The organism is Dialister sp. (assembly GCF_036343215.1).
GTDB lineage: Bacteria > Bacillota > Negativicutes > Veillonellales > Dialisteraceae > Dialister.
Window position 1 is genome coordinate 1 of the sequence record NZ_JAZASU010000184.1, and the last position, 1,747, is coordinate 1,747.

A 1,747-nucleotide genomic window follows, 5' to 3' on the forward strand; every position below is an offset into this window, starting at 1 on the left:
AAGACAGGTTCGGAGGTGGCCAGGATGGACGCTAAGCAGTTGAAACAGGAGAAGATGTACCTGGCCGCCATGCATTTCATCAGGGGAATGCTCCAGAAGGGTTTGATTACAAAAGCTGAATACGGAAAAGCCGAACGGCAGCTCCGGAATAAATATTCTCCTGTGATCGGCCCATTATTAGCAGATATCGACTTGCTATAAATCCGGTTCAGAGTGAGTAATAGTAGCAAAAGGAGTTGATACAATGAAGAAAATCACGCGGGTCAGTCGGCCCATGCCGACCATCACGCGGAGAAAAAAAGTGGCAGCCTATGCCCGGGTCTCCGTGGAGTCGGAACGGATGAACCATTCCCTATCGGCTCAGATCAGCTACTATAACGGCCTGATCCAGAGAAACCCGGAATGGGAATTTGCCGGTGTCTATGCAGACGACGGTATCAGCGGAACCACTATCGACAAGCGAAAAGGGTTCAAGCAGATGCTGGCGGACTGTGAAGCAGGAAAGATTGACATTATCCTTACAAAGTCCATCCAGCGCTTTGCCAGGAACACGGTAGACCTTTTAACGACAGTGCGGCATTTGAAAGACCTGGGTATAGAAGTGCGGTTCGAGAAAGAGCATATCCGCTCCCTTACGGGTGACGGCGAACTGATGCTTTCCATCCTGGCATCCTTTGCCCAGGAAGAGAGCCGTTCCATTAGTACAAATGTCAAATGGGGAACCCGAAAACGTTTTGCACAAGGGATTCCTAATGGACGGTTTCGAATCTATGGATACCGTTGGCAGGGAGATCAGCTTGTCCCTGAGCCCAAGGAAGCGTCTGTTGTAAAGCTCATTTATGACAACTTCTTAAAAGGCCTGTCCGCTGAGACCACGGAAAAGCAGCTGGAAGAAATGGGAATCAAATCCTTTAATGGGAAACATTTCGGGAATTCGGCCGTCCGGAGAATTTTAGAGAATATTACTTACACCGGTAATCTATTGTTCCAGAAAGCCTATTCGACAGACCCCATCACCGGAAAAACCAAAATCAATCATGGAGAACTCCCACAATATTTTGTGGAAAATACACATGAGGCCATTATCCCCATGGAAACCTATAAAAAGGTACAGGAAGAAAGGGAAAGACGGCGGGAACTGGGGGCTTTGGCAAACTGGTCCATCGATACCTGCTGTTTTACCACCAAAATCAGGTGTGGAATCTGCGGGAAGAGTTTTGTGCATATTCGCAGTAAACGGAAAAATAAGGATTGCTGGACCTGTATTTCCCATAAAGAGAGAGGAAGAACCTGCCGTTCTAAGGGAGCTATCCCACAGAAAGTCCTAGTCAAGGAATGCACAGAAGTCCTGGGGCTTTCCGAATTCGATGAAAATGTCTTCCTGAATCAGGTTGATATAATTGTGGTTCCGGAACATCATGTGATGGTGTTTCATATGAAAAATGGAGAGCAGATTACACGGCAATGGGTTTCTACTGCCCGGAAGGACGCATGGACTAGTGAACGCCGGAAGGAATGGGGAGAAAGACATAAGCTAAAAAGCACAAATCCCAACCGAAAAGCATTCAATGAGTTCACAGGCTTCATCAAATGCGGGTACTGTGGAGAAAATTACAGGAGCCAACAAACTACATATTCTGATGGAAAAAAGGAACGGTACTGGCGGTGTGCTGGTATATGTGGCAATGAAGCCATCAAAGACAGCACTATGAAAAAGCTAACTGCTTCTGTGCTGGGACTGGACACT

The 1,747-nt window shown here is 47.1% G+C and carries 2 protein-coding genes; both read left to right on the forward strand.

Features of this window, described 5'->3' with window-relative positions; all coding sequences use genetic code 11:
- A partial coding sequence (locus tag VZT47_RS10225) for an SHOCT domain-containing protein (protein WP_330224856.1) occupies positions 1 to 201 on the forward strand: 201 nt, incomplete at its 5' end.
- 43 nt (positions 202 to 244) lie between these two features.
- The coding region (locus tag VZT47_RS10230) for a recombinase family protein (protein ID WP_330224857.1) at positions 245 to 1,747 on the forward strand (1,503 nt) is incomplete at its 3' end.